22 protein-coding genes are annotated in these 24,220 nt (G+C 42.3%); 8 read left to right on the top strand and 14 right to left on the bottom strand.

The features are described 5' to 3' along the window. The first annotated feature begins 3 nt into the window (after positions 1-3). Positions 4-1,143, top strand: coding sequence for a YdcF family protein (locus C3F22_RS05255; RefSeq protein ID WP_104425985.1), 1,140 nt, complete (start codon positions 4-6; stop codon positions 1,141-1,143). Further along, positions 1,143-2,186: an alpha/beta hydrolase gene (locus C3F22_RS05260; RefSeq protein WP_104425986.1), complete on the top strand. Its 1,044-nt coding sequence runs from the start codon at positions 1,143-1,145 to the stop codon at positions 2,184-2,186. Before C3F22_RS05255 ends, C3F22_RS05260 begins: the two co-directional genes overlap by 1 nt. An 84-nt stretch (positions 2,187-2,270) precedes the next feature. Here the strand turns inward: C3F22_RS05260 and C3F22_RS05265 are convergent, their stop codons facing one another. Both C3F22_RS05265 and C3F22_RS05270 read right to left on the bottom strand, forming a co-directional pair. Further along, positions 2,271-3,941, bottom strand: a complete 1,671-nt coding sequence (locus C3F22_RS05265) for an FMN-binding glutamate synthase family protein (protein WP_004783900.1) — start codon at positions 3,939-3,941, stop codon at positions 2,271-2,273. A 460-nt stretch (positions 3,942-4,401) separates the two neighbouring features. Further along, the gene (locus C3F22_RS05270; RefSeq protein WP_104425987.1) at positions 4,402-5,424 is read right to left on the bottom strand and encodes a helix-turn-helix transcriptional regulator; all 1,023 of its coding nucleotides are present in this window, start codon (positions 5,422-5,424) and stop codon (positions 4,402-4,404) included. Between the two features lie 241 nt (positions 5,425-5,665). Between C3F22_RS05270 and C3F22_RS05275 the strand changes: the two genes are divergently transcribed. The 5 genes from C3F22_RS05275 (at position 5,666) to C3F22_RS05295 (ending at position 9,927) form a co-directional block, all read left to right on the top strand. Then, on the top strand, positions 5,666-7,225 hold the full coding sequence (locus tag C3F22_RS05275; RefSeq protein ID WP_104425988.1) for a circularly permuted type 2 ATP-grasp protein: 1,560 nt from the start codon (positions 5,666-5,668) through the stop codon (positions 7,223-7,225). A gap of 22 nt (positions 7,226-7,247) precedes the next feature. Further along, a complete protein-coding gene (locus C3F22_RS05280; RefSeq protein ID WP_104425989.1) occupies positions 7,248-7,850 on the top strand; it encodes an alpha-E domain-containing protein in 603 nt (200 codons plus the stop codon). Continuing rightward, positions 7,847-8,626: a transglutaminase family protein gene (locus C3F22_RS05285; RefSeq protein ID WP_104425990.1), complete on the top strand. Its 780-nt coding sequence runs from the start codon at positions 7,847-7,849 to the stop codon at positions 8,624-8,626. The genes C3F22_RS05280 and C3F22_RS05285 overlap by 4 nt, the downstream gene beginning before the upstream one ends. A gap of 20 nt (positions 8,627-8,646) precedes the next feature. Further along, entirely contained in the window at positions 8,647-9,381 is a 735-nt protein-coding gene (locus tag C3F22_RS05290; protein WP_005236031.1) for a proteasome-type protease, read from the top strand. 114 nt (positions 9,382-9,495) lie between these two features. Continuing rightward, positions 9,496-9,927, top strand: a complete 432-nt coding sequence (locus C3F22_RS05295; protein WP_104425991.1) for a BLUF domain-containing protein — start codon at positions 9,496-9,498, stop codon at positions 9,925-9,927. A 62-nt stretch (positions 9,928-9,989) separates the two neighbouring features. On the opposite strand, the gene alr is transcribed toward C3F22_RS05295, so the two are convergent. The 12 genes from alr to ppsA all read right to left on the bottom strand — a co-directional run bounded on the left by alr (position 9,990) and on the right by ppsA (position 23,151). Beyond that, positions 9,990-11,060, bottom strand: coding sequence for an alanine racemase (gene alr / locus C3F22_RS05300; RefSeq protein WP_104425992.1), 1,071 nt, complete (start codon positions 11,058-11,060; stop codon positions 9,990-9,992). Positions 11,061-11,291: 231 nt separating this feature from the next. Beyond that, on the bottom strand, positions 11,292-12,731 hold the full coding sequence (gene dnaB / locus C3F22_RS05305; RefSeq protein WP_004783882.1) for a replicative DNA helicase: 1,440 nt from the start codon (positions 12,729-12,731) through the stop codon (positions 11,292-11,294). A gap of 216 nt (positions 12,732-12,947) precedes the next feature. After that, the gene (rplI, locus tag C3F22_RS05310) at positions 12,948-13,394 is read right to left on the bottom strand and encodes a 50S ribosomal protein L9 (protein WP_004783880.1); all 447 of its coding nucleotides are present in this window, start codon (positions 13,392-13,394) and stop codon (positions 12,948-12,950) included. Positions 13,395-13,403: 9 nt separating this feature from the next. Further along, entirely contained in the window at positions 13,404-13,631 is a 228-nt protein-coding gene (gene rpsR / locus C3F22_RS05315; RefSeq protein WP_004278792.1) for a 30S ribosomal protein S18, read from the bottom strand. A gap of 12 nt (positions 13,632-13,643) precedes the next feature. Then, complete coding sequence (gene rpsF / locus C3F22_RS05320) at positions 13,644-14,030, bottom strand: 30S ribosomal protein S6 (RefSeq protein ID WP_004696436.1); 387 nt, start codon at positions 14,028-14,030, stop codon at positions 13,644-13,646. 284 nt (positions 14,031-14,314) lie between these two features. Then, entirely contained in the window at positions 14,315-15,193 is an 879-nt protein-coding gene (gene cyoE / locus C3F22_RS05330) for a heme o synthase (RefSeq protein ID WP_104425994.1), read from the bottom strand. Positions 15,194-15,203: 10 nt separating this feature from the next. After that, positions 15,204-15,533, bottom strand: a complete 330-nt coding sequence (locus C3F22_RS05335; protein WP_171064814.1) for a cytochrome o ubiquinol oxidase subunit IV — start codon at positions 15,531-15,533, stop codon at positions 15,204-15,206. Continuing rightward, a complete protein-coding gene (gene cyoC / locus C3F22_RS05340) occupies positions 15,530-16,150 on the bottom strand; it encodes a cytochrome o ubiquinol oxidase subunit III (protein ID WP_004783873.1) in 621 nt (206 codons plus the stop codon). Before cyoC ends, C3F22_RS05335 begins: the two co-directional genes overlap by 4 nt. Before the next feature lie 4 nt (positions 16,151-16,154). After that, complete coding sequence (gene cyoB / locus C3F22_RS05345) at positions 16,155-18,143, bottom strand: cytochrome o ubiquinol oxidase subunit I (RefSeq protein WP_104425995.1); 1,989 nt, start codon at positions 18,141-18,143, stop codon at positions 16,155-16,157. Positions 18,144-18,146: 3 nt separating this feature from the next. After that, entirely contained in the window at positions 18,147-19,223 is a 1,077-nt protein-coding gene (gene cyoA, locus C3F22_RS05350) for a ubiquinol oxidase subunit II (protein ID WP_004783870.1), read from the bottom strand. Between the two features lie 301 nt (positions 19,224-19,524). Continuing rightward, complete coding sequence (locus C3F22_RS05355) at positions 19,525-20,331, bottom strand: RDD family protein (RefSeq protein ID WP_104425996.1); 807 nt, start codon at positions 20,329-20,331, stop codon at positions 19,525-19,527. A gap of 441 nt (positions 20,332-20,772) precedes the next feature. After that, a complete protein-coding gene (gene ppsA / locus C3F22_RS05360) occupies positions 20,773-23,151 on the bottom strand; it encodes a phosphoenolpyruvate synthase (RefSeq protein WP_034706293.1) in 2,379 nt (792 codons plus the stop codon). Between the two features lie 154 nt (positions 23,152-23,305). Between ppsA and C3F22_RS05365 the strand changes: the two genes are divergently transcribed. Beyond that, positions 23,306-24,142, top strand: coding sequence for a pyruvate, water dikinase regulatory protein (locus tag C3F22_RS05365; RefSeq protein ID WP_004783863.1), 837 nt, complete (start codon positions 23,306-23,308; stop codon positions 24,140-24,142). The last annotated feature ends 78 nt before the right edge of the window (positions 24,143-24,220 follow it).

A 24,220-nucleotide genomic window follows, 5' to 3' on the forward strand; every position in this document is an offset into this window, starting at 1 on the left:
TATATGAAAAACACCCATTGGATGGTCCGTTTAGTACAAATCGTCGCAGGACTGTTTGTATTTTTCGGCTGTTTGGTGATGTTGATCTATTCGCCATTTTATTCTCAGCTCGTGGTTAAGGGACTCAATCGATTTGTGTCCTTTGAAATTAATGAAGTCGCAGCACAAAGCCAGAAAATGGCTTCCCTGAGTGAAGATGATACGCTTGAACCGGGTTCTGATCAGTGGATTGCCCGTCAGGCTTATTTGCGTGTGATGGAGCAGGATATCCAGCAAAATCATTCTGCCAATCTGATGCTGATTCAGGCACGCTACAAGATACTGCAACAGATGATTGAAGAACATCAGCGTGAACAGCAGGAAGAAAAAGCAGAACAGAATCAGCCTGCACAAGTGCCTTTATTGTCCCAGCAAGAACCTGTTGAAGCCGTTGACCCAACTCAGAAGGTCCGCGAACTGCTGGAATGGGACAGTAATGAAAACAAAGAACGCGTTGAGCAATATATTGAATTCTTGACAACTCATCCTTTAGAAGATGAAGAAGCGAGTGCCGTTCAGGTCACAGCGAAAGAGGAAATTAAAGAAGATCTGGCTTTACTGCAAGAACAGCAGCAACAAAAACCGGTCAATCAATCTAAACCTTATGCCATTGTGGTCTTAGGTGGTGGTTTAACCTTGCATGAAAATGGTAAGGATATTGTGGTCAATGACTATACCCGTTTGCGTCTGGAAACCACACTCGCAGTTGAAAAACAGTATCAGTTACCGATCGTATTGAGTGGTGTGGAAGCGCCGTATATGCAGCGCTGGTTACAAAATTACAATGTCGATGCCAAATTGCTTGAAGACCGTAGCATGAATACCTGTGAAAATACCCGTTTCAGCTCATTATTATTGCAAAAAAAAGGTGGAGCACCGACTGTGATTCTGATTACCGACCGTTATCATATGCCACGTACCCGTCGTCTGTTTGCATTAAATGGCATTCAAACGATTCCAGTGGAAGCACCGATGCCGAAGTCCTTGACCCGTTGGCGTCCAAGTCGACAAAATTATGATCATAGTCGCCGTGCCAATTATGAAATGCTGGCCACTATCCGCGATATGTGGTTTGGCTCCAGTGACTGTCGGGAGGTGCCTTAATGTCTGATATTCCGTTTTTAAACCCGACCATCCTGAAACAGCTGGATTTACCTGTGCCAAGCAGGGAAACAACGCCACAGCTTTTACAGCCCTTAAACCTGAACAGGGATGACCAGCCCACTATTGATCTGCTGTCTTATCGCAGACTGTATGGTTTTGATTTACTGGATTGCAAGCATTGGCAAGGCTATGTACAGATGCCGCTGTTTAAACTGCATGTGCAAGTATTTATGCCAAATCTGGAAAATACCCGTTTTGACAAGATTCAGGGAACGGCGTTTCTATTACATGGATATCTGGAACATAGCGGAATTTATCAGCCGATCGTACGTGAGTTACTGGAACAGGGTTTTAGCGTCCTGACCTATGATCTGCCGGGGCATGGTCTCAGCGATGGTTCATCTGCCAGTATCCAGAATTTTGATCATTACCAGCAGGTTTTGCATGCGGTATATCGTTATGTGAAGCATGCCGAGCAGTTACCTAAACCTTGGGTTGGCATTGGACAAAGTACCGGTGGTGCGATCTGGATGCATCATTTGCTCGAATTTGCAGAACGACGCGAAAATCCGTTTGTAGATCGCGTGCTGTTATTGTCACCGTTGATTCGTCCGGCTAAAACTGCCTGGTGGCATAATCCGCTCGGACTCGGCATTATCAGCCGAATCAAGCGTGAAGTACCACGTCATTTCCGTCGTAATAACCATAATCCTGAATTTCTGCGTTTTATCCGCCTCAAAGATCCTTTGCAACCCCGCATGATGGGCATGGACTGGATTCTGGCGATGTCACGCTGGATGCAGGAAATGGAAGCACGTCCAGCCTGTCGTATCCCTGTCTGGTTAGCTCAAGGTGCTCAGGATCAGACAGTGGACTGGCGTTACAATATTGAATTTATCCGGCGCAAGTTCCGCCTGCAAACTTTGTTAATGCTGGAAGAAGGTTCACATCAATTGATTAATGAACGCGCGGATATCCGTGCAGCATTAACAGGTTTAATTCCAGCCTTTTTACATGCGCATGGCAGTAAGACCTATTATTAGAGTGTGACACTCTCAATTAAAAAAAGGCGTTTTAGTAAACGCCTTTTTCTTGTCTAACTCGATTAAATTTCACTTATTCTAAGTCTAAAAACTTTCCAATTTGGCCATATTCCACATACGGAAATAGAAATTTTCCTCATCTTTATTTTCGCAATGTAATAATTCACCTTCTTTAAGCCAGAAATGAATCTGGGCAAAGTTCTTGATTTCATGATTGCTGATTCGCTGTGCCAGATGATGCGGTTTAATAGCAGAAGGATGTTTTAAACCTGCTGAAGCGATTAGCTCAGACAGGGCATGCATTGTATTTTTATGGAAATAAAATACTCGCTCGGCCTTAGTCGGGACATGCAGGGCTTTTTGACGCTCTTTATCCTGAGTAGTGACTCCCACAGGGCATTGATTGGTATGACAACTTTGAGCCTGAATACATCCGACTGCAAACATGAATCCGCGCGCTGAATTAACCCAGTCAGCTCCAAGTGCCATGGTACTAGCGATATCAAAGGCACTGATAATTTTCCCGCTTGCACCAATTTTAATCTTGTCTCTCAATCCTGCACCGACCAAGGTATTGTGCACAAACAAAAGACCTTCTCTTAAAGGAGTACCCATATAGTCAATCAATTCAATTGGTGCAGCACCGGTACCGCCCTCAGATCCATCTACCACAATAAAATCAGGATAAATTTTGGTATGTAGCATGGCTTTCACCATACTCATAAATTGCCAAGGTTGACCCAGACAAAGCTTGAATCCGACTGGCTTACCTTCAGAAAGCTCACGTAGTTGTTGAATGAAATTCATCATTTCAATCGGGGTTTTAAACGCCGGATGTCCAGAAGGTGAGACACAGTCATGTTCACGGCTAATCCCGCGAATCTGAGCAATTTCTTCTGAAATCTTGGCTTTAGGTAAAATCCCGCCATGTCCAGGCTTTGCGCCTTGTGAAAGCTTGATTTCAATCATCTTTACTTGAGGTAGCTTGGCTTTTTCTGCAAATTTCACCGGATCAAACTGACCCTCTAAGGTCCGACAACCAAAATATCCGCTACCAATTTCCCAGACAATGTCACCGCCATGTTCCAGATGATAAGGGCTGATACTACCTTCCCCGGTATCATGAAAGAATTTGCCTTTTTGCGCACCAAGATTCAAAGCCCGAACCGCATTGGCACTTAAACTTCCGAAACTCATAGCCGAGATATTCAAAATGGAAGCAGAATAAGGCTGGGTACATTGCTCATTGCCGATTAGAATACGAAAGGTTTCTGGATCGGCAGGTCTGCAAGGGGTAAGGGAATGGCTAATAAACTTATAATTTTCTTCATAGACATTCATGATCGAGCCGAAGGGCTTATCTGAATTTTCATTTTTAGCCCGTTGATACACCAGACTGCGCTGCATACGTGAAAATGGCAGGGCATCCCGATCCGCTTCAATAAAATACTGACGAATTTCAGGACGGAATTCTTCAAAGATAAAGCGGAAATGACCCATAATCGGGTAATTTTTTAAGATTGAATGTCTGTTCTGCAAGACATCATATAGGCCTAGCAGGCTCAGCAGAATACTGACGATCCATAAGGTATTCACCAAAGTTGCCGGCATAAAATAATAGATATAGCGCGGTTCATAACCGATATGAAAAATCGTAAAAATAACGGCGATGGTGATGCAGGCAAACCAGACCGAGTGCCGTGAAAAGAAAGTATTAAGTAATTTGTGTCGTACTAATTGCGCAGGGTTAGCCATTATGAAATTAAATTCCTATTTCCACTACGATAGCGTTTAATAATGTGCAGAGCTGCCTGGCTTATACAAGCATAGAATTGTTTTTTAATTTTATAAACTTGCTGAAAGTCTTTTAATGGCCGCCATACTTATCTTCTAGATAGATAATAAATTTTCCAAATAATCTTCTATGGAAAAATTGTGCAAAAGGCATGCATTCTTTTTATTTCAAAAACAGGCTTAAGCGCTCTATAGTGATTTTTATCCCCACAGCAGGAGTGTAAATTATGACAAAAAAATCGATCCGTTTTAATAATGCAGAGCTGGCTTGCTTATGTTATCAGACTCTTTAATTTCTAATGTGACACATCCGGTCTGTTTTCTGGGGCAAGAGGAAAGCAGACCGGCTCAGTAACAGATCACCAGAGCAATAATAAAAATAAAATGATAAATTGATCAGGTCCCCAAAATGGGGACTTTTTTATTCTTTGGAAGAGACTGAATCAGTTTCATTCACTTGGTAAACAGCATCTGCCACTATTTTTGGTTCGATGTTTTTGATTTTATTACCAAAACTGCGTAACCACCAGACCAGTTGCGAGGTAAAAGGCACAGTCGCACTAATCAGAGCCATGCCATTTTCAATTTTTTCAATGTTTTGATCTTTGCTGAGCTGACTTTCCTCAAAATAGTGCGCATCAGATTCAGGCATGCTCAGTTGAAGCAATACATTTTCTGTTGGCTGGTTAAAATCGACCCCGAATCCTAAAGCACCAGATTCGATGTATTCATCAATATCAAAATTTACCGGATGCAGGGCACGAGAATTCAGCACCACCGCTGATTTAAAACGGTGCAGGGCAAAGGTTTGAATATCCGATTTATCATGACGGGTACAGACCAGATAGATAATTGAACCTTTTTGTACTAATGCCAGCGGATTTAAAATATAGGTTTTCTCTTCGCCATTATGACCACGACCCTGATAAACACATTCCAGCTGTTTGTCCTGTAACAGGCCTTCGTAAATCGCCTGTTGGGCCGTTTTATCGACTACAGGCGGAATAAGTGGCTGAGTGGCGGGCACGATTCTGACCCGGTTAATCCATTGCCGTACATTATTTTGTGATGACAGGCTGCGTCGAGCCAGATCAAACCAGGGGTTCATTTCTTCAATCAGACTAGGTGGCAGTAGGTGTTTGAGATGTTCTTCCACCATCATAAAAGTCACCGCCTGTGAACTGGTCATATGCGGCAAGCTTTGAATGGGCGCATCTGAACGCCAGCGCCAGCCTTGTGGCGTGGTTTTACTGCTCTCAATCGGAAAACGCTGGGCAATCTGGTTCAGGTCACGCTGAATGGTACGCAAACTGATCTCGATCCCTTCACGATTCAAGATTTCCTGGAGTTCACGGGTTCCCATCCATTTGCCGGTAGAAAGACGCGACAAGATTTGCCATTGGCGGTAAAGGCTATTGGAGGTTTCTTTTTCTTGTGCTGACATAATGTATTTTTACTGGCAATCAGTGGAAACAAATTAAATATGAGCTTACCACAATAAGAAATCTGGATTTTTTTCGCAAGTTATTCTGCGCAACAATTGTCCTACAATCCGTAAACACCTTGGCGAAAAATGATATTGAGTGAATAGGCACTTTACTGGGTTAATACAGACTTCGAAACGGATGTCATGGCATGGATATTGCTCTGATTTTATTATAATAGATTACAATGAAGAGGTTTGTATGCTAAAAGAAAGCCAGGATACAAATACTATTACAACAGTAGAAAATCATACTGCGGCAGATTTAAGTAAAAATTTTACAGATACTACAGCACTCAATATTTCAATCAAACATAGTCCGCATTTTTTATACCAAGAGGTTTCTTCGAAATTTTTCAATGAAATGCGTGATCATCAGGTGATGAACAGTCAGGCAGGTCAACGACTTGAAGAATGGCTGTCACAGCATACACTGGATGAACTGAATCAGCTAAATGAAGTAGCAAAAGAACATTTTCTTTATGATGGTATTACGTTTACCGTATACGGCGATGAGCAAGGCACTGAGCGGACTATTCCGTTTGATGTAATCCCACGGGTGATTGCCCGTAAACAGTGGAATATGGTGGCACTCGGTTCAGCACAGCGTGTTCGTGCCTTAAACCTGTTTCTGCATGATATTTATCATCAGCAGGATATTCTCAAAGCCAATATTGTTCCTGAACTTCAGGTACTGACCCATGAAGCGTATCAGCCGCATATGTATCAGCATCATTTGAAAGGCAGTATCTATAGCCAGATTAGCGGGATTGATATTATCCGGGATTCCAAAGGCGAATTTTATGTACTGGAAGATAACCTGAGAACGCCGTCTGGTGTGTCCTATATGCTGGAATGCCGCAAGATCAGCCAGAAGTTAATGCCAAAAGTGTTTGAGCAATCCAATATTGCCGGTATTGAGCAATATCCAAAACTCTTAAGAGAAATTCTGGCGGAAAATGCCTATACCGATAATCCATTCATTGTGGTTTTGACTCCGGGTCGTTTCAATAGTGCTTACTATGAACATGCTTGCCTTGCAAGGGACATGGATGTGCCTTTAGTGACATCACGTGATCTTTTTGTTGAGAACTCTAAGGTTTATGTAAAAACGATACGTGGGCGTCAACAGGTTGATGTTATTTATAGAAGGGTCGACGACGCCTATCTTGATCCACTGTGCTTTAAACCAGATAGTACTTTGGGTGTTCCGGGCTTAATGTCCGCATATTTACAACATAATGTTGTAATCACAAATGCACCGGGTACAGGTGTGGCAGATGATAAATCGATTTATCCTTATGTCAATAAAATGATTCATTTTTATTTAGGTGAAAAACCGATTTTAAATAATGTTCCAACCTACCAATGCCGTAATCCGGAAGATCTGGACTATGTGTTGGCAAATTTGGATCAGCTGGTCGTCAAGGAAGCACAAGGTTCTGGCGGTTACGGCATGCTGATTGGGCCACAAGCCTCTCAACAGCATATTGATATTTTCAGAGATAAGATTTTAGCTGCGCCGCATTTATATATTGCGCAGCCAACTTTGGATTTGTCGGTCAGTCCGACTTTAAGCAATTTTGGTATTGCTGAACGACATATTGATCTGCGTCCTTTTGTCTTGAGCTCACCTTACCGCACTGAAATTGTGCCCGGTGGTCTGACCCGGGTAGCCATGCAGGCAGGCTCACTGGTGGTCAACTCATCGCAAGGTGGCGGGATCAAAGATACCTGGGTAGTCGACAACTTACATTCATAACATTCCAAAGAAGGATAACGTCATGGTTTTGTTAAATACCAATGCGCAACATATTTTTTGGTTAGGCCGTTATTTATCTCGTACCCAGTTTTTATGTTCGCATTTTCCATTTTTAGATGATGAAGCCGCTGTGGCTTATGCACATGCTTTCTGTTTGCCTGCGTTTGATGCCAGTTCCTTAAATGAGCTGGTTCTAGATAGCACCCAGCCGACTTCATTTACTCAACAGTTTCAAGTGGCAAAAGACAATATTCAGGAATTGCGCGGTGTATTGTCAGGCAAAGCCTATTCCGAACTACTGAAACTGATTAAAACTGCGGATCAGAATGCCGGTTATATCTGCGATGTCGTGACAGATTGTGCCGAAATTCTGGAAGCAGAATCATCAGATGTATTTCTGTTTTTCAGTCTGGGACAATGTCTGGAACAGCTTGATCAGCAATTACGTCTCGGTGAAGATACGACCCGTACCTTGTGTAAAATCGATTATATCGTGGATACACTCTGTGAAATTGGCTGGGGCAGTGTAAAGCAATACTGGACACAATTACGTGCTGCACCTGATCTGAAGCATTTTTATCAGTTTAGTGATCATATTCATCGCTTATTCGAGGCTGATGTATGAAATTGATGGTGAATCACCAAACGCAATATACGTACACAGCCGAGGTGAGGAACAGTATTCAGTATATCAAAATGATGCCTTCCACCAATGAGCATCAGAAAGTGCATTATTGGGATGTCAGTGTACCGGGGCAGAAAGTGATTCGGCATGATGCCTTTAAAAATCTCTGGATGACCAGTACACAGCGTGAATCCTATCATAGCCTGATGATCATGGCACAAGGCATCGTTGAGCTAAAACTCGCGCATGAGCAGGGCTTAAATGATTCATTAAATCCATATCTGTTTTTACAGCCGACTGAAGCTACAAAATGTAATGCAGAGATGAAGGATTTTGCAGAGCGGCATGTTCCAGCATTAACTCGTAAACATTTAATCGGCTTGGCTCAAGCCGTACTTGAATACGTTCCTTATATATCAAATAGTACTACGGTACAGGGTTCTGCGATTGATGCCTTTGAAGTACGTCAGGGCGTCTGTCAGGACCACAGTCATATTTTTATCGCCATGTGTAAACATTTAGGTTTACCATCACGTTATATATCAGGTTATCTTTATGCACAAAATGCCTCACATCTGGCGAGTCACGCTTGGGCTGAGGTATTTGTTGAACAGGCATGGTACTGTTTTGATGTGAGTAATCTGTTATTTACGCCAAGTGCGCATGTCTATGTTGCGGTGGGACGCGACTATTGGGATGTTGCACCAGTACGTGGTGTAAGAGAAGAAGGCGGTGTGGAATCCATGTATTCCATCGTCCAGGTGCTAGGATGTTAATTCATTAATAAGGACAAAAAATGACGTATTGTTGTGCCCTTCGTTTAGAGCAAGGTATGCTATTTATCAGTGATACACGCACCAATGCTGGTGTGGATCACATTTCGGTATTCCGAAAATTATATACCTTTGGGGCAGATGGGGAGCGCGTTATCGTACTCCAGGCCTCCGGAAACCTGGCAACAACACAGGCAGTGATCGGACATATCAGAAATCAGCTGGAACTCAGGCAGGAACCGAATATCCTGAGTTTACCCACCATGTTTGATGTTGCGGAACTGGTGGGCAATACGCTCAAAAAAGTAATTGCCAATGTGACTGATGATAGTTTAGAACAAAGTACTTACTATTGTAATTTCCTGGTCGGCGGCCAGATTAAAAATCAGGAAATGCAGCTCTATCATATTTATCCGCAAGGCAATTTTATTTGCGCGACACGGGATACGCCATATTTCCAGATTGGTGAAAGTAAATATGGTAAGCCGATTCTGGATCGTGCTCTGACCTATGATATGCCACTCGATGAGGCATTACGCTGTTCTCTAATTTCTTTTGCTTCTACCTTACGTTCAAATGTATCTGTCGGTATGCCGCTGGATGTACTTGTCTATAAAAAAGACAGCTTGATGATGCCGAAAGGTAAACGTATTGCTGAAGACGATGAATATTTTACGGATATCAGTCGGCAATGGTCAGAAACTTTAAAGAAAGGTTTGGCAGAGCTGCCTACACCATCGAATGATTATTTCTTATAATATTTATAGAAATAAAAATAAGTTTTTCTTATAAAAAATAGTAAAAATTGACTGCTTAGTGTACAGTGCTAACTTCTATACGATATTGCATAGATAAGAATAGAGGTTAGCCGCATGTACCAATTTTGTTACGCCAGTGAAAGTACCTCGTCCAAAGCCGACTTACTTCAAGATTTAACGGATATCCTTAAAGAAGCACGTGATTTTAATCATCCTAATCAAATAACAGGGGTGCTTCATTTTGCTGATGGACATTTTTTCCAGTGCTTGGAAGGTGAATGTCTAGTTTTAAAAGCTTTACTGACAGAGAGACTGTCTAAAGATCCACGCCATAAAAATATTAAACTATTTGAAACCAAAGAGATTGAGCAACGTACTTTTGGCGACTGGTCGATGAAATATATTTCTAAACGCGGTTCCATTCAACAATTCTGCCAAGAGATGGGGTTTGAATTTTTTACGCCTAATGATTTTAACCAGGAACAAGTAGATGCTTTATTACTTGAACTGTCATTAATCGAAAATGAAGAGCAAAAATTAGCTTAAATACTGACCGTATAAAAAAGCCCAATTTATATTGGGCTTCATTATTTTTGGCTAGTATTTCTTTAAACCAGTTTGCGTACCGGGCGGTCAGACATACGGCAAAGTAATTCATAACCAATGGTGCCATTGGCTTCAGCCACATCATCAACCAGACGGGATTTGCCCCATAGTTCGACTTCAGTACCTAATTCCAGATTGAGACCAGTTGCATCAATGGCAATCATGTCCATTGCCACACGGCCAATCACACGGGTTTGCTGACCATTAATCGCTACATAGTTCTGTTTCGGGAAAGCACGTGGATAACCATCACCATAACCGATAGAAACAATGGCTAAAGTCATATCTTGATCAGCAGTGAAAGTAGAACCATAGCCGACATGTTCACCCGCTTTGATATTGTTCAGTGCAATCACTTCGGCAGTAAAAGTCATGACTGGTTTCAGATCTAAATCATGTACAGTTTTGTCTGCAAATGGAGTCGCGCCGTAGAGCATGATGCCTGGACGGACAAAGTCAAAATGCAATTCTGGATATTTATAGATTGCAGCTGAGTTACAGCAAGAACCTATTAAAGGTGCGCAGTCATTTTTCACTTCAAGGAACTGCTGGATTTGCTGTTCATTGAGTGGATGTTCCGCATCAGCATTGGCAAAGTGCATCGCCAGCACGCAGGTAAAACCTTCTGCTTTTAGTTGATTGATCACATCTTTAATCACATCAATTTTAAAACCAAGACGGTTCATACCGCTGTTGAGTTTTACCCAAACTTTTAAGCCTTTCGCAATATAGGCTTCTTTATTTGCCAGTAACCAGTCCAGTTGTGGCTGATGATGCACAATGACTTCAATATTGTGATCGATCACAACCTGCATTTCATCTGCAGAGAAAATGCCTTCAATCAGCGTAATGGGTCGCAGGTAGCCGAGTTCACGAATTTCCAGCGCTTCTTCCAGACAGGCGACACCAAAGGCATCACTATCTTTTAAGGCTGCTAAGCAGTCTTTAACTCCATGTCCGTAAGCATTGGCTTTGACCATGCTGACGATTTTAGCGGTTGGGGCAAGTTGTTTGACACGGTTTAAATTATATTGCAGTGCTTCACTGTCAATATAAACTGTAGCTTGGCGCACCCTAGATACTCCTGCGGGATGACAAAAATAATATCGTGTGGAACACACAAAAGAGGGAGAGAAATAACAGGATTGTGAAAACAAAAGCGGTCATTTCAGAATTGCGAATATTGTAGACCTATCTACCATAAATGGACATGCTCATTTATATAATTTCATGCAAAGCAAGCATTCTAAATAAAAAAGAGGCTATTTCGGCCTCTTTTTTGGAATCAGGTTAACCTTGAGTGCTTATTCTTCATCATCATATTGGGCATAGAATTCAGGAGAGAGGTTACTGAAACGGGTATATTGACCTTCAAATGCCAGACGAACTGTACCAATTGGACCATTACGCTGTTTTCCAATAATAATCTCGGCAGTACCAGCTTCTTTGGATTCCTTGTTATAAACCTCGTCACGGTAAATAAACATGATCAAATCGGCATCCTGCTCGATCGCACCAGATTCACGAAGGTCAGACATTACCGGGCGTTTATTTGGACGGTTCTCCAGAGAACGGTTCAACTGTGATAAGGCGATCACAGGACATTGCATTTCTTTAGCCAAAGCTTTTAAGCTGCGAGAAATCTCCGAGATCTCGCCTACACGGTTATCACCCATACCCGGCACTTTCATCAACTGAAGATAATCGACCATGATACAACCGAGTTTACCACCATGCATTTTAGCAATACGACGCGCACGCGCACGAACCTCAGTCGGTGGTAGTGCAGAGGAGTCATCGATATAAAGATGCTTTTCCTGTAAATGTACAATGGTACTGGTTACCTTAGACCATTCATCACTGTCCATTTTACCGGCACGTAAATGCCCTTGATGCACGCGGCCGAAAGATGAAATCAAACGCATCGCAATCGAATCCGCTGGCATTTCCATCGAATAGACCAGCGCAGGGAGGTTGTTGTTAAACAGCACACTTTCGACCAAATTCATGGCAAAGGTGGTTTTACCCATAGAAGGACGGGCTGCGACAATAATCAAATCACCGGCCTGCATACCGGAAGTTTTATTGTCCAGTTCCACGAAACCGGTGGTCAGACCGGTAATTGAACCTTCTAATTGAGACAGTTCATTTAACTTGTCGAATACGTCAGCTACCACGGTATTAATTGCTTTCGGGCCTTGAGCCTTGGCATTGTTATTATGTTGTTCGGCAATCGAAAAAATATTAGTTTCAGCCAAATCCAGAATTTCACTGACCGGGCGACCTTTAGTGTCATAGGCATTCTGTAAAATTTCAGAGCTGACCTTGATCATGCTACGTAAAGTAGAGAACTCTTTAATTTTGCCGGCATAGGTTTCCAGGTTGTAGAAACTTGAAGGCGAGTCAGCCATTAGTTGCATTAAATATTCTTCACCACCGACAGCATCGAGTAAGTTCTGCTTGATCAGCCAGTCATGAACCAGTACTGCATCATAAGGCGAATTTTCCTTAGAAAGCTGTTCAATGGCACGGAAGATATATTTATGCCGGGTCGCATAAAAATCATTTTCAGTCAGCACATCGCCGACTTGTTCAAAAGATTCAGCCACAGTCATAAGGGCAGCAAGTACAGCCTGTTCAATCGCTAAATTGTGCGGGGGAGTACGGAACTCCTTAAGTTGGGTATCAGCAACAATTTCTGGTTTAGCGGTAGGTGCCTTTTTGCTGGCATTCGCCTGTGACATATAAATCCCTGATTTTAAATACAATGGTTAAATATTGTCGGAGATGAATAAGGTTTATTCACTACGAGATGAAATGATACGCGGTCTGATCCAAAATGCGAAGTGCAATTTTTTGTGAACGCGAAGAATAAATTGAATTTTTTACTGTTGAGCAGATTATATTTTTTAGAGATAAAAAAAGAGCATGCCAAAGCATGCCCTTTTTTCGGTGAGAAATTACTCAGCTACGATAGTAACCAGAACTTCTGCAGCAACATCATGGTGCAATTGGATTGCGATGTTGAATTCACCAGTGTTGCGAAGCGCGCCATTTGGAAGACGAACTTCAGCACGGTCAACTGTAAGACCAGCATTTGTTAACGCGTCAGCGATGTCACGAGTACCGATTGAACCGAACAGTTTACCTTCATCACCAGCTTTCGCAGTGATTACGATGTTAACTTCGTTCAATTGGTCAGCACGTGCTTGAGCAGCAGCTAATACTTCAGCTTCTTGTTTCTCAAGTTCAGCACGACGAGCTTCAAAAGCAGCAGTGTTAGCTTCAGTAGCTGCAACTGCTTTACCTTGAGGGATCAAGTAGTTACGGCCGTAACCAGCTTTAACTGAAACTTTATCACCAAGTTTACCAAGGTTTTTAATGCGTTGTAATAAGATAATATCCACAGCTCAACCTCACTTATGATTGTCAGTGTAAGGGATCAAAGACAAGTAGCGAGCTTGTTTGATAGCAAGTGCTAGCTGACGTTGGTAACGAGCTTTAGTACCTGTAATACGGCTAGGAACAATCTTGCCGTTTTCAGTGATGTACTGTTTTAAAGTGTCGATATCTTTGTAGTCGATGTACGTAACGTTCTCAGCTGTAAAGCGGCAGAACTTGCGACGACGGTAAAAACGTGCCATGTTAGGTTCTCCTTATGCTTCAGCAGAGTCTTGAGCTTGTTGTGCTTCTTCACGTTGAGCTTTACGCGCACGTTTTTCTTCAGCACTCTTAGCCAATAGTGACTCTTCAGTGATAGCGTTTTCACGACGGATGATAAGGCTACGAATGATTGCATCGTTATAACGGAACAATTCTTCTAGCTCATCAAGAGTAGTTTGACCACACTCAACATTCATAAGAATGTAGTGAGCTTTGTGGATCTTGTTGATTGGGTAAGCCAATTGACGACGGCCCCAGTCTTCAAGACGGTGGATTTGACCTTCAGCTTCTTTGATGTGAGTCAGGTAACGTTCTACCATACCCACAACTTGATCGCTTTGGTCTGGATGTACCAATAGTACGATTTCGTAGTGACGCATTGTCAGCTCCTTACGGTTTAAACAGCCCCAATTTAAGTGAAATTGAAGCAAGGAGTCACAACCTTGGTTGTGTCGCATAATATGCGAAGCGTGAAGTTTAGTGGTTTTAGGGCTGAAATACAAGCAAATCTTGCCAGATGATGAATGTTTAAGAGATAAGGAAGTTAATGAAAAAATTTACAAGAAGGAAATTTCTAAAGGAAACAAAGTTACTTTAAGTAAGCTTGAAAGAAATTATGTTTTTAATAATAGAAATAAAAAAGATAGAGTAAAACTCTATCTTCTTAAAAGAATATGATTGGATTCTGCGGGGCAGTAGAAGTAAAACTGAAAATAATACTGATCACGGTAATCAGTTTGACCGAGAACATGAAATACTGTTTTGCCCATGCCTGATCATCTTCAGCTTTAAAGCCCTGAATACTGAGATAGATCCAGTAAAGCGTCATCAGATTCAATACCACCAGATAAATCCAGTTTGCATAACCATAAACAAATAGAGCATTCATGGTGATTCCGAACAATATCACGTAGATCAAAGATTCGATCTTGGTACGTCGAATTGAACGGGCGACAGGCAGAATTGGAATGCCTGCATTTTTGTAATCTTCAAAACGGTAAACTGCAATTCCCCATGAATGAGGCATTTGCCAGAGTGCATACCCTAGAAAAATTAAAAAGGCACCTAAGTCAAACTGACTTGCAACTGCGGTATAACCGATCACAGGCGGTGCTGCGCCAGAAATACTGCCTACCAGTGTTTGGTGAATAGTTGTTCGTTTTGTCCATAAGCTGTAAAAACCAACGTATACGACAAAACCAATAACTGCGAATAGGAAAGCGTATGCATTTACCCAGAACCATAAAATGCCAAAACCGATCACACCCAGTACAAAAGCAAAGGCGAGAGCAACAGGTACAGAAATGGTTTTTTTGACAAGTGCGCGATTTTGCGTGCGCTGCATTTTTTGGTCGATGTCCTGATCAATAACGTTATTGACCACGCATCCTGATGCTACTACGAGAGTAGTACCAATAAGAGTAAGAAGCAGGAGAAGGAAATCTACAGAACCTTGAGTGGCTACGAAGTAGCCACCCAAAGTGGTAACAAAGTTACCGAAGAGAATTCCTGGCTTAGTCAGGAATAAATACTTTTTCAGCATGACAACCAGTTTAGATCATCATGTTGTAATGTAGGTAGTTCATGATCCATACAGAACCCACTAAAAGAATAGCAATGGTTAAGATGGTATACACAAATGCAATTACGTTCCAGCGTTGCTCTGAAGAAGAGTTCATGTGCAAGAAGTAAATTAATTGCACAAGAATCTGAGCGACTGCAGTAATTGCAATAGCAGTAATCAAGATACCGCGGCTAAAACCACCTGCCATGACCATACCGAATGGAATTACAGTAAGGACAACAGACAGGATGAAGCCAACAGTATATTGCTTCATGTTACCGTGTGATTCGCCAGCAGCGTTATGATCATGACTCATTATAGAACTCCCATCAAGTAAACTACGCTGAATACACAGATCCATACGATGTCAAGGAAGTGCCAGAACAAGCTTAGGCACGCAAGACGACGAGTGTTAGGTAGAGTCAAACCATATTTCTTGATTTGAATCATTAACACGATCATCCATACCAAACCTGAAGTCACGTGGATACCGTGCGTACCTACCAGCGTAAAGAACGAAGACAGGAACGCAGAAGTGCTAGGGCCATGACCAGCATGAACTAAATGATTGAACTCATAAAGTTCCATACCGATGAAGGCAGCACCGAATAACCAAGTGATCGCTAACCAGGTAAGAACCTGACCAACGTTTTTCTTGTAGGCAGCTAGAACGGCAAAACCAAAAGTTACGGAAGAGATCAAGAGGGCAAACGTTTCAGTTAAAACGAAACCTAATGAATCACCAAACAGATCACGCGCGCTTGGAGTGCCTAGTGGAACGTGGCTACTTAAAACAGCGAATGCAATGAAGAGTGTACCGAAAAGGATAAGGTCACTCATCAAGTAAGTCCAGAAACCAAAGACAGTGATGTCGGTATCATCGTGATGATGATGCTCATCGTGTCCGTGGTTATCGTGATGAAGTACTTCAGCCATGGTCTTAGTCCTTCTTCAAGTGTTTTTCAAGGATCGCATAACGTTCACCTTCAATACGCTCAACTTCAGCAGCAGGAACATAGTAATCCACTTTCTTGGTGAAAGAAGACACGATGAAGCTGATGATAGCTGCTACGAAAGTAACCGCTACTAACCACCAGATGTGCCAGATTAACGCGAAGCCCATAACAGTGATGAACATTGCGATAATGAAACCAGCAGCACGGTTAGTCGGCATATGGATATCTTCATACTTCGTAGGTTTTGCATAAGCAACACCGTTTTCTTTCTCGATCCAGAAAGTATCAATACCATTGATCTTTGGAAGATGAGCAAAGTTATAGAACGGAGCAGGAGAAGATGTAGACCATTCAAGCGTACGACCATCCCATGGATCGCCAGTCAAATCTAGACGTTGATCGCGTTGTAGGAAACCAACAACGATTTGCATGATGAAACATACAATACCAAGTGCAACTAGAACAGCACCGAACATTGCGATGTTTACATACGGATCCCAGTCTGGGTTATCAAATGTATTCAGACGACGAGTCATACCCATGAAACCAAGGATATAAAGTGGCATGAATGCAAAGTAGAAACCGAAGAACCAGAACCAGAATGCTGCTTTACCCCAAGTCTCATTCAGTCTCCAACCAAACATTTTCGGCCAGTAGAAGATGATACCCGCGAACATCGCGAATACTACACCACCAATAATTACGTTATGGAAGTGAGCGATCAGGAATAAAGAGTTATGTACCAGGAAGTCCGCTGGTGGAACTGCCATCAATACACCTGTTAAACCACCGATACCAAAAGTCACAAGGAAGCCAAGTGTCCATAGCATTGGGGTAGTGTAAACGATACGACCCTTGTACATGGTGAACAACCAAGAGAAGATTTTCACACCAGTAGGAATCGCAATAATCATGGTCATGATACCGAAGAACGCGTTAACGTTGGCACCTGCACCCATGGTAAAGAAGTGGTGAACCCATACAACGAATGACAATACTGTAATTGCAACTGTTGCATACACCATTGATTTATAACCGAACAATGCTTTACGAGCAAAAGTCGATACAACTTCAGAGTAAATACCAAATGCTGGTAATACCAGAATGTATACTTCTGGGTGACCCCAAGTCCAAATCAAGTTCACATAAAGCATTGGGCTACCGCCTAGCTCGTTTGTGAAGAAGTGGAAGCCGAAGTAACGGTCAAGAGACAGCATTGCAATAGTAGCAGTCAACACTGGGAATGCTGCGATAATCAATACTGCTGTACATAAAGATGTCCAGGTAAAGATTGGCATTTCCATCAGTTTCATGCCAGGCGCACGCATTTTGATGATGGTAACGAAGAAGTTAACACCCGTTAATAGCGTACCCAGACCTGAAATCTGCAGTGCCCAGATGTAGTAATCCACACCGACGCCAGGAGAGTATTCAATGCCTGATAGTGGAGGATAAGCCATCCAACCAGTCGCAGCGAATTCACCAATCGCAAGTGAAGCCATCATCAGACCCGCAGCACCAGCGAACAGCCAGAAGCTTAAAGAGTTCAATAATGGGAATGCAACGTCACGTGCACCGATTTGAAGCGGTACAGAGATGTTCATTAAACCAACAACAAGACCCATTGCCACGAAGAAGATCATGATCACACCGTGTGCGGTGAAGATCTGGTCATAGTGTTCTGGGTGCAAGTAGCCTTCGCCGCCACCTTTTGCAAGGAACTGCTGAAGACGCATCATGATCGCATCGGCGAAACCACGTACCAGCATGACCACTGATACAAAGATATACATGATACCAATTTTTTTATGGTCTACAGATGTGAACCATTCGTTCCACAGGTAGCCCCATTTTTTGAAGTAGGTAATACCCGCAACAACTGCGATACCACCTAAGATCATCATTGCAACAGTTACCAGTACGATTGGATCGTACGGAATTGCATCTGGACCTAACTTACCTAAGAAGCTCATGAATTATTCTCCTTGAGAAGCAGTCGCATGTTCAACATCTACATGTGCTTCAGAAGCAGCTGCTTCCTGGTGAGCAACAGAAGACGCTGAGTGATCAGCACCGTGATAGTTACTCATGTAGTTATTGATCACAGATTCAAACAAACCTTGCTCAACAGAAGAGTAGTAAGTCACTGGATGTGGCTTAGTTGGGTAAGGCTTCATTGCTTCAGCAGCAGCCTTCTCTTCAGGAGTCGTAGCTTTTGCAATAATCGCTTCGATTTGGTGTTTACCACGGTTACCGTCACGCAAGCTTGCAAATTCAGCTTGGTCTAAAACAGTTTTTTGAACTGCTTCTGGATTTACTGAAGTACCGTTACCAGCTTTAACTGCAGCTACCCATTCAGCAAACTGAGCATCAGTCACAGCATGTGCACGGAAGCGCATTTGTGAGAAGCCATAGCCTGAATAGTTAGAAGAGAAACCGCGGTAGCCTTCAGCTGGGCTAGTTTCGTCTGCCATTAAGTTCAGGTGAGTTTGCATACCCGCCATTGCATAGATCTGACCACTTAACGCAGGGATGAAGAATGAGTTCATCGTGAAGTTAGAAGTCAAACGAAGACTTACCGGAGTTTTCTCTGGGAAGCGAATTTCGTTTACAGTCGCAATGTTTTGTTCTGGGTAGATGAAGATCCATTTGAACTGTTCAGCAATAACCTGAACTGTTAATGGTGCTTTATCTGCCTCAAGTGGGCGGTATGGGTCGTACTTGTGGGAACCCCACCAAGTTAACCAAGCTAAAATACCAATAATAATGACAGGGATACCCCAAACTACAATTTCAATCGCAGTAGAGTGTGCCCATGTAGGTTTATAGTCTGCGTCTTTATTCGATGCGCGATATTTCCAACCGAACCATAATGCCATGATAATTGATGGAATTACCACCAATAGCATTAAGTAAATCGCAGTCACCATCAGGCTACTTTGGCCTTCAGCAACTGGACCTTTAGAGTTCAGAAGTACTAGATCACCACCACACCCTGTTAAAAGTGCAGCCATCGTTGATAAAGACAATACAGCTAAAATCGTTTGTCTCATTTTACAACCTCGGTGAAGAGTCCCATTCCCTAATTTAATATGGGATAGCGATTAAAGTGTCGCATGATAAAAGAGGCCGTTTTTTTACAAAACACCCTTCTAATCATAATACACCGCTACGTTGTAGGGCATTATGCCTGATATTGCCAAACTAAGCTATATATAAAGGTGCTTTAAATGACTGTAATAAAAACCGATTTTGTCGGTCGGATTTCAAGAATATTTATAGGAATTTTATTGTAATTTCAAAGTTATGTAGGAAAATGAGATGCCAAAACATCCCATTTTATGGCAGGACTGATTATTGTTTAACGACTTGGGTTTTTGCCAGTTTATCGTGCACGGTTTGACGTTTTTTCCCTAAACCGAACGCCCAGTCAATGATTGTGCTGAGTGGCATGAAGATAATATTCAGGAAAATAAAGAATACACTGCGAATAGTGAAAGCACGCATCAAGCTGGTTTTTTCACCAGTCTTGGCATCTACGATCTTAATTTTAGTCAGTTTTTTACCGATACTTTGACCTGATTTGGCAATTAAAAAGGCCTGAATAGCGAGCATGATCACAAGGTAAATTGCAGTCGCAATCCAAGCCTGCTGTGAAAACATGTCAAACATCTGAGTCTGTAGTTGCTGTGCCAAGGCAGGATCAGCATCACTACTTAACATCACATTCATGAACTCCTGATTCAGTTGTGCGAACTGAGTTTCCTGTTCAGGAGTAAAAAATGCGGTCAAAATAAACGTCGCAGGCAGCCATAAAAGCAGATCCACAATCTTGGCTAAAATACGGCTTGGAATACTCGCCAGTTCTTTTTTTGCTGCAACATTTTGAGAGCTGCGGGCACGAAGATAGTCTGTACTTGACTCATTTGCGTTCTGTGGAGCCTGATAGGCAGGTGTCGCTAGCATTTCTGGTGCTACATAGCCTTCAGGCTGATAGATCAGTTTCCCTTGGGTGAGTTCACCTAAAGCTTTCCATTCGGTCATACCTTGATGCCAAGCCAAATCAGTCAGAAGTACCTGTTGGTTGGCAAGCATCTGATTTAATTGCTCGAGCGTATATGGGCCAGCTTGTTGATTATTTCGTGCCAAGTAAATCTGCATATAAACTGAATCTCAAAAATATAAATTTAGACAAAAATTGAACTAGGAGTTTAAGTATTTTCAGGTTGAAAACAAATAAAAGAATATAAATGTAATATATGGATAAGTTTAGGATTTTCAAGAATGTTCATCACCAAATTCCTCCATAATTGAGACAGTGTAGCAAGGATTGATGATTTTGCTATCAAGATGTGAAAATTCACTTAAATTTAATTATGCAATTTTTTCTCATGCTGTTTGTTGGTATTTGTTTGTCATTACACTAAGAAGCTTATGCTTATATAAATAATTTGATTTCTGTTAAATCAAAAAACATATGATTAATTACTTAACTATAAATATAATTAAGATAATATCTAGAAATATAATTAAGATAATATCTAGGTAATATTGAGAACATAAAAAAAGACCCTATGAAAGGGTCTTTTTTTAAAGAGTTAATTAAGCTTTTTGAGCTTTCTCTTCAGACAGGAAGAACCAGGTATCCAATACTGAGTCTGGGTTAAGAGATACAGATTCAATACCTTGTTCCATCAGCCATTGTGCAAGATCTGGGTGGTCAGAAGGACCTTGGCCACAGATACCTACATATTTACCGGCTTTACGGCAAGCATGGATAGCCATAGAAAGAAGCGCTTTTACTGCTGGATCACGTTCATCAAATAGGTGAGAAACAATACCAGAGTCACGGTCAAGACCAAGCGTTAACTGAGTCAAGTCATTTGAACCGATAGAGAAACCATCGAAGTGTTCAAGGAACTGTTCAGCTAACAAAGCGTTAGTTGGCAATTCACACATCATGATCACTTTAAGACCATTTTCACCACGTTTCAGACCGTTTTGACCTAATAGCTCAATAACACGTTTAGCTTCAGCAACAGTACGTACGAACGGGATCATGATTTGAACGTTAGTCAGACCCATTTCGTCACGAACTTTTTTCAGTGCACGGCATTCAAGTTCGAAGCAGTCACGGAAGTTGTCAGATACATAACGGCTTGCACCACGGAAGCCCAACATTGGGTTTTCTTCTTCAGGTTCGTACAGTTTACCGCCGATCAGGTTAGCGTATTCGTTTGACTTGAAGTCAGACATACGTACGATCACTGGTTTGTCAGCGAACGCAGCAGCAAGAGTAGAGATACCTTCAACCAGTTTTTCTACATAGAATTCGATTGGAGATGTATAACCTGCAGTACGAGCAAGTACAGCAGCACGAGTTTCACGTGGCAGACTATCGATGTTCAATAATGCTTTAGGATGCACACCGATCATACGGTTGATGATGAACTCTAGACGAGCAAGACCAATACCTTCGTTCGGAATTTGCGCGAAGTCAAATGCACGATCCGGGTTACCTACGTTCATCATGATTTTGAACGGAAGTTTTGGCATAGATTCGATAGAGTTGGTTTGGATTTCGAAATCAAGCGCACCTTCGTAGATGAAACCAGTATCACCTTCAGCACAAGATACAGTCACTTCCTGACCGTCAACCAGGACTTCGGTTGCATTACCACAACCTACGATAGCTGGAACCCCAAGTTCACGTGCGATGATCGCAGCGTGACAAGTACGACCACCACGGTTAGTTACAATCGCAGCAGCACGTTTCATCACTGGTTCCCAATCCGGGTCAGTCATGTCAGATACAAGTACATCACCGTCTTGTACTTTGTCCATTTCTTTAATTGAAGTTACGATGCGGACTTTACCAGAACCGATACGTTGACCGATTGAACGACCTTCACAGATTACAGTACCACGTTGTTTTAACAGGTAGCGTTCCATCGTGCCAACATTTTCACGGCTCTTCACAGTTTCAGGGCGCGCCTGAACGATGTAGATTTTACCGTCATCACCGTCTTTAGCCCACTCGATGTCCATTGGAGAACCGTAGTGGTTTTCAATGATCAGTGCTTGTTTAGCCAATTCTTGCAGTTCATGATCGTTCAATGCAAATTGTTGACGATCTGCTTTCTCTACATCCACCACAACAACTGATTTACCTGCAGCTGCTTCTTCACCATAAATCATTTTCTGGTGTTTAGAACCTAAGTTGCGGCGCAGTACAGCATGTTTGCCTGCGTTTAGAAGCGGTTTTGAAATATAGAATTCATCCGGGTTTACTGCACCTTGAACCACCATTTCACCCAAGCCATAAGAAGCTGTAATGAATACTGCATCACGGAAGCCTGATTCAGTATCTAAAGTGAACATTACACCAGCAGCACCAGTTTCTGAGCGAACCATACGTTGTACGCCAGCAGAAAGAGCAACCACGTCATGCGCAAAGTTTTGGTGTACACGGTAAGAGATCGCGCGGTCGTTGTACAAAGATGCAAACACTTCTTTGATCGCGATCAGAACGTTGTCGATACCACGAATATTCAGGAAGGTTTCTTGCTGACCTGCGAAAGAAGCATCAGGTAAGTCTTCTGCAGTCGCAGATGAACGAACGGCAACCGCGATATCAGGGTTGCCGTTTGAAAGTTCTGCAAAAGCTGCACGAATTTCCTTTTCCAGTTCAGCAGTAAGTGGAGTTTCCACAATCCATTGACGAATCTTTGCACCAGTTTCAGCAAGTGCATTGACGTCATCAACGTTAAGTGCAGCAAGCTCTGCATTGATTTTAGCGTTTAGGCCACTTTGCTCGAGAAATTCACGATAAGCAGCAGCTGTTGTTGCGAAGCCACCTGGTACTGATACACCAGCATTAGATAAGTGGCTGATCATTTCGCCCAGAGATGAGTTTTTCCCACCTACAAGCTCAACATCGTGCTTCCCTAATTTTTCTAGACCAATTACGCGCGCTTCCAAAGTTGTTACTCCACTTTTGCAGTATTAATCACTATCTTGGCATGAGAGTATAGCAAATCTTCTAGGTTTTTGATTTTACTAAGCGACAGTCATGTAAGATCGGTTTACTATAAAGATTATATAGTACTAAGACAAATGTTTGAGGAGAATTTTAATGTCAGAAGGTAAACAAATTCAGCGGAGTGTGTTTTTTATTTCCGATGGTACTGCCATTACTGCTGAAACCCTTGGCCACTCGCTGTTAGCGCAGTTTCCGCATGTGGATTTTGACATTCATATTATCCCTTATATTAGCTCTGAAGAGGCGGCCATGAATGTGGTCACAGAGATCAATGAACGTGCCCAAAAAGATGGTCAAAAACCTTTGGTTTTCGATACGTTGGTGGATCCCTATGTACGAGACATTATTAATACTGCAAATGCAGTGAATCTTGATGTTTTTGAAGGGCTTATAAGCAAATTATCAGAAGAGCTTGGTACTGAACCTACGACTTTAGTCGGTCAGACCCATGCGGTGACCGATTCCGAGTCCTATAAGGCGCGTATTGATGCCGTACATTTTGCGCTCGACAATGATGATGGTGCGCGTACGCGTCACTATGATAAGGCTGATCTGATCCTGATTGGCGTATCGCGTTCCGGTAAAACTCCGACCTCAATTTATTTATCTTTGCAATTTGGAATTCGTGTAGCGAACTATCCGCTAACTGAAGAAGATCTGGACGATAACCGCCTGCCAGCAGTGCTAAGACCGCATAAAAACAAGCTTTTTGGTCTGATGATTGATGCAGAGCGTCTGGTTGCAATCCGTACGGAACGTAAGGCCAACAGCCGTTATGCCAGCTTTAGCCAGTGCCAGATGGAACTGCGTGCAATTGAAGGTATCTATATTTCGGAAGGGATCAAGTACCTGAATGTCTCGGAAATGTCAATTGAGGAAATTTCAACTCGTGTCTTACAAATGACAGGACTAAAACGTCGAATTGGCTAAAAAGAATTCAGAGCCAGACTTCAGTTTGGCTCTGATTTATAGATAAAGATTAATAAAAAATACTACTTTCATAGAAAT

The sequence above is a fragment of the Acinetobacter sp. ACNIH1 genome (assembly GCF_002934695.1).
Taxonomy (GTDB): domain Bacteria; phylum Pseudomonadota; class Gammaproteobacteria; order Pseudomonadales; family Moraxellaceae; genus Acinetobacter; species Acinetobacter variabilis.